Origin of the sequence: Ideonella azotifigens, assembly GCF_006519715.1 — a bacterium.
GTDB classification, from domain to species: Bacteria; Pseudomonadota; Gammaproteobacteria; order Burkholderiales; family Burkholderiaceae_C; genus Ideonella; species Ideonella azotifigens.
In genome coordinates, this window is record NZ_VIDT01000388.1 from 1 (window position 1) to 5,393 (window position 5,393).

General features: G+C 69.2%; 3 protein-coding genes. All 3 read left to right on the forward strand.

From position 1 onward, the window contains the following. The first annotated feature begins 245 nt into the window (after window positions 1-245). Window positions 246-2,456 carry a cyanophycin synthetase gene (locus FKP22_RS20090; protein WP_141289472.1) on the forward strand — a complete coding sequence of 737 codons (2,211 nt, stop codon included), beginning with the start codon at window positions 246-248 and terminating at the stop codon, window positions 2,454-2,456. Window positions 2,457-2,521: 65 nt separating this feature from the next. Beyond that, entirely contained in the window at window positions 2,522-5,092 is a 2,571-nt protein-coding gene (gene cphA, locus FKP22_RS20095; protein ID WP_141289473.1) for a cyanophycin synthetase, read from the forward strand. 18 nt (window positions 5,093-5,110) lie between these two features. Continuing rightward, on the forward strand, window positions 5,111-5,393 hold a 283-nt coding region (locus FKP22_RS20100), incomplete at its 3' end, for a hypothetical protein (RefSeq protein ID WP_211361486.1).

Here is a 5,393-nt window from a genome sequence, read left to right on the forward strand (position 1 = left end):
CGCTGAAGCGGCGGATTTTCCGCGAATCCGGCCTCCACGGCGTGCGGGTCGATGCGGGGACTGTCGGGCATCAACAGCCCCGCCGGCCGCCGGCCAAGGCGAGGAGCGCAAAATCGCGGGATTGCGACGTGCTGGCAGCTGCCAGCTGCCGACACAATAAGCAGCACTGCCCGCGCGGCCGGTGGGCCGACGAAAACGGCCACCACGGCCGGCAACGGGTCACACTTTTCCTTGCCTGCCTGCCCATGAGCGAACCGAAGAACGACATCCAGCTGCTGCGCATCACCTACCTGCGCGGCCCCAACATCTGGACCTACCGGCCGGTGATGGAGGTCTGGCTGGACCTCGGCGAGCTGGAAGACTCTCCTTCGCAAACCCTGCCCGGTTTCACCGAGCGGCTGCTCAAGCTGCTGCCGGCGCTGGAGGAACACCACTGCGGCGTGGGCGAGCGCGGCGGCTTTCTGCAGCGCCTCACCGAAGGCACCTGGGCCGGGCACATCCTCGAGCACTGCGTGATCGAGTTGCTGAACCTGGCCGGCATGCCGACGGGCTTCGGCCAGACCCGCAGCACCTCCCAGCGAGGCGTCTACCGCATGGTCTTCCGCGCCCGCAACGAGCAGGTCGGCCGAGCGGCGCTGCAGCAAGGCCATGCGCTGCTGATGGCCGCGATCAACGACCGGCCGTTCGACACCTCTGCCGCCGTGGCCGTCGTGCGCGAGGCCATCGACGATTGCTACCTGGGCCCATCCACCGCCTGCATCGTCGCCGCGGCGACCGACCGGCGCATCCCGCACATCCGCCTGAACGACGGCAACCTGGTGCAGCTGGGCTACGGTGCGCGCCAGCGCCGCATCTGGACGGCCGAGACCGACCTGACCTGCGCGATTGCCGAGAACATCGCCAGCGACAAGGACCTGACCAAGACCCTGCTGAAGGCCTGCGGCGTGCCGGTGCCCGAAGGCGAGGTGGTGCACAGCCCGGCCGAGGCCTGGTCTGCCGCCGAGGACATCGGCCTGCCGGTGGTCGTCAAGCCCAGCGACGGCAACCATGGCCGCGGCGTGACGCTGGACCTGAGCAAGCAGGCCGACATCGAAGCCGCCTATGAAGTGGCCGCACGCCACGGCAGCGAGGTGCTGGTCGAACCCTTCATCCGCGGCGAAGAGCACCGGCTGCTGGTGGTCGGCGGCAAGGTCGTGGCCGCAGCGCGCGGCGAAACCGCCTGGGTCACCGGCGACGGCCAGCACGACGTGGCCACGCTGGTCGACCAGCAGATCAACAGCGACCCGCGCCGCGGCACCACCGAAGACCATCCGCTGAACCGCCTGAACGTGCGCTCGGACGGCGTGATCCAGCTCGACCTGCAACGCCAGGGCCTGACGCCTGACACCGTGCCGCCAGTGGGCAAGCGCGTGCTGGTGCAGCGCAACGGCAACGTGGCGATCGACTGCACCGACGCGGTCCATCCCGAGGTGGCGCATGTCGTCTCGCTGGCGGTGCGCGCCGTCGGCCTGGACATTGCCGGCGTGGACCTGGTGTGCGAGGACATTTCGCGCCCGCTGGAAGCGCAGGGCGGCGCCATCGTCGAAGTCAATGCCGGCCCCGGGCTGCTGATGCACCTGAAGCCGGCCGAAGGCACGCCGCGGCCGGTGGGCCAGGCCATCGTCGAGCACCTGTTTCCGGCGGAAGAACATGAAGGCCACGCCGGCCGCATCCCCATCGTCGGCGTGATGGGCACGCACGGCACGGCCACCATTGCCCGCGCGGTCGCCTGGCTGATCCACCTCAGCGGCAAGCCGACCGCGCTCGCCTGCCAGGACGGTCTGTTCATCGGCAGCCGCCGCACCGAAAAGGCCAGCCCCCAGGCCGCTCGCTTCTGGGAAGCCAGCCACCGGCTGCTGATGAACCGCGAGGCCCAGGCCGCCGTGTTCGAGAACAGCGCCGCGTTGGTGCTGGACGAGGGGCTGCCCTACGACCGCTGCCACGTCGGCCTGATCACCGATTTCGGTGGCGCAGAAGCGCTGGGCCGACACGACATCACCGAGGCCGACCAGCTCTACAAGGTGCTGCGCACCCAGATCGACGTGGTACTGGGCGACGGCGTGGGCGTGCTGAACGCGGGCGACGCGCGCATCGCCGAGATGGCCGAACTGTGCGACGGCGAGGTGCTGATGTACGGCGTGGACGAAGGCGGCACGCTGCCCGAGCCGCTGGTCGAGCACCAGGCCGCCGGCAAGCGCGTGGCTTTCCTGCGGGGCGGCCGGGTGCACCTGACGCAAGGCGCTGTCGAGCTGCCGGGCGTGGACCTGGCCGGCATCGTGCAGCGCCGCGGCCACGCCCCCACGCCCGAGCTGATGGAACTGCTGCTGGCTGCAGTGGCCGCAGCCTGGGCCTTCGGCATCTCGCCCGACCTCATCGCCGCCGGCATCGAAACCTTCGCGCTGCAAACCGCCGCCTGAGCGGGCCAGCTGCCTGTTTCCTTTCCCGCCCCACCGTCCCGCTCTCGCTGTAAAACAAAAGCACCATGGACATTTCCCGCATTCGCGCCTTGCGTGGCCCCAACCTCTGGAGCCGCCACACCGCCATCGAGGCCATCGTCACCTGCGGAGAACAAGAACGCGCACTGACTTCGCTTCCCGAGTTCGAGGCCCGGCTGCGCGCGCTGTTCCCCAACCTGGGCCCGCTGCGCCGCCAGCCGGACCAGGCCTCGCTGGCCCATGTGCTGGAAACCGCGACGCTGGCGCTGCAAAGCCAGGCCGGTTGCCCGGTGACCTTCAGCCGCACGACCGCGACGCTGGAACCCGGGGTCTACCAGGTGGTCGTGGAATACAGCGAGGAAGACGTGGGCCGCAAGGCTTTGATCGCAGCCGAAGGCCTGATCCAGGCCGCGCTGGCCGGCGGCAGCTTCGACCTGACTGGCACCGTGGCCGCGCTGCGCGAGATCGACGAAGACGTGCGCCTGGGCCCGTCCACCGGTTCCATCGTGCTGGCCGGCGTGGCACGCGGCGTGCCGTATCGCCGGCTCACGCAGGGCAGCCTGGTGCAGTTCGGCTGGGGCGCCAAGCAGCGCCGCATCTGGGCGGCCGAGGTCGATTCGACCAGCGCGGTTTCCGAATCCATTGCGCAGGACAAGGACCTGACCAAGACCTTGCTGCGCGCCGCTGGCGTGCCGGTGCCGCTGGGCCGGCCGGTGGACTCGGTGGACGAAGCCTGGGAAGTGGCGCTGGAGATCGGCCTGCCTGTCGTGCTCAAGCCGCAGGACGGCAACCAGGGCAAGGGCGTCACCGTCAACATCGTGACCCGCGAGCACCTGGAGATTGCCTACAAGGTGGCCGAGGAAATCGGCCAGGTCATGGTCGAGAAATTCCTGCCCGGCAGCGACTACCGGCTGCTGGTGGTGGGCAACAAGCTGATCGCCGCCGCGCGGCGCGACCCCCCGCTGGTCATTGGCGACGGCGAGCACACGGTGCGCGAGCTGGTGACCCTGGTGAATGCCGACCCGAAACGCGGCGACGGCCATGCGACCTCGCTGACCAAGATCCGCTTCGACGAGATTGCCGTGGCGCGGCTGGAGATCCAAGGCATGACGCCCGAGTCGGTGCCGGACAAGGGCCAGCGCGTGATCCTGCGCAACAACGCCAACCTCTCGACCGGCGGCACCGCGACCGACGTGACCGACGACGTGCACCCCGAGGTCGCCGCGCGTGCGGTGGCTGCGGCGCAGATGATCGGCCTGGACATCTGCGGCGTGGACGTGGTCTGCGACAACGTGATCCGCCCGCTCGAAGAGCAGAGCGGCGGCATCGTCGAAGTGAACGCCGCACCTGGCCTGCGCATGCACCTGTCACCTTCGTTCGGCAAGGGCCGGCCGGTCGGCGAAGCCATCATCAACCACCTCTACGGCCCGGGCGACGACGGCCGCATCCCGGTGGTTGCCGTCACCGGCACCAATGGCAAGACGACCACCACGCGGCTGATCGCCCACCTGTTCACTGCCGCCGGCCTGCGCGTGGGCATGACCAACACGGATGGCGTGCACGTCAACGGTCGCCAGATCGATTCGGGCGACTGCGCCGGCCCGCGCAGCGCGCGCAACGTGCTGATGAACCCCGACGTGGACGCGGCCGTGTTCGAGACCGCACGCGGCGGCATCCTGCGCGAAGGCCTAGGCTATGACCGCTGCCAGGTGGCAGTCGTCACCAACATCGGCGCGGGCGACCACCTGGGGCTGAACTACATCACCACGGTCGAAGACCTGGCGGTGCTCAAGCGCGTGATCGTGCAGAACGTCGCGCCCACCGGCTTCGCGGTGCTGAACGCGACCGACCCGCACTGCGCGGCAATGGCGCCGACCAGCCCCGGTGGCATCATCTTCTTCGCTGCCGACCGGCACCACCCGGTGCTGGCCACGCACCGCGCGCAGGGCCAGCGCTGCGTGTTCGTGGATGACGGCCACATCGTCGCCGCCGAAGGCAACTGGCGCGAGAGCGTGAGCCTGCGCGACATCCCGCTGACCCGCAACGGCAGCATCGGCTTCCAGGTTGAAAACGCGATGGCGTCCATTGCCGCCGGCTGGGCCGTCGGCCTGGGCTGGGACGCGATGCGCGCCGGCCTCGCCAGCTTCCTGAACGACGCCGACAACGCACCCGGCCGCTTCAATGTGCTGGACTACCACGGCGCCACCTTGATCGCCGACTACGGCCACAACCCCGACGCGATGCGCGCGCTGGTCGACGCCGTCAACGCGATGCCAGGCAAGCGCCGCTCGGTGGTCATCTCCGGCGCTGGCGACCGGCGCGACGAGGACATCCGCGAGCAGACGCAAATCCTCGGCAAGGCCTTCGACGACGTGATCCTGTTCCAGGACGCCTGCCAGCGCGGCCGCGAGGACGGTGAAGTGCTGGCGCTGCTGCGCCAGGGCCTGCAGGGCGCCCCACGCACCTCGCATGTCGAAGAGATCCATGGCGAGTTCATCGCCATCGACAAGGCCTTGTCCAAGCTGCAGCCGGGCGACCTATGCCTGATCCTGGTGGACCAGGTCGAAGAATCATTGGCGCACCTCGCAAAGCGCGTCACGGAACCCCAACTTCAGTGACCTTGCAGGGGCGTGGACATGCAGACGCAAGACACGCCCCAAACCTGGCAAGTTGACGGTCCGCTCGGCACTTGGATCGGTGCTGACTGGCGTCCACCGGCGCTGGCCGTCCAAGTCGAAAAACTCTGGGCCTTTGACGGCGTGCTGAACCATGCGCGGGAACGTGTGTTCCCGGATGGCAGCATCGAGCTGATCGTGCAGCTCGGCCCCTGCCACCGCAGCACCGAAGGCGACGAACACCGCGACGGGTTTCCGCGCCTGTGCTTCAACGGCCAGCGCCTGCGCGCCGAGGTTGTGGAGG

What these genes read in the sequence shown, in the direction of transcription:
- FKP22_RS20090 (WP_141289472.1), top strand. Translation starts at nt 246, where the DNA reads ATGAGCGAACCGAAGAACGACATCCAGCTGCTGCGCATCACCTACCTG.
- cphA (WP_141289473.1), top strand. Translation starts at nt 2,522, where the DNA reads ATGGACATTTCCCGCATTCGCGCCTTGCGTGGCCCCAACCTCTGGAGC.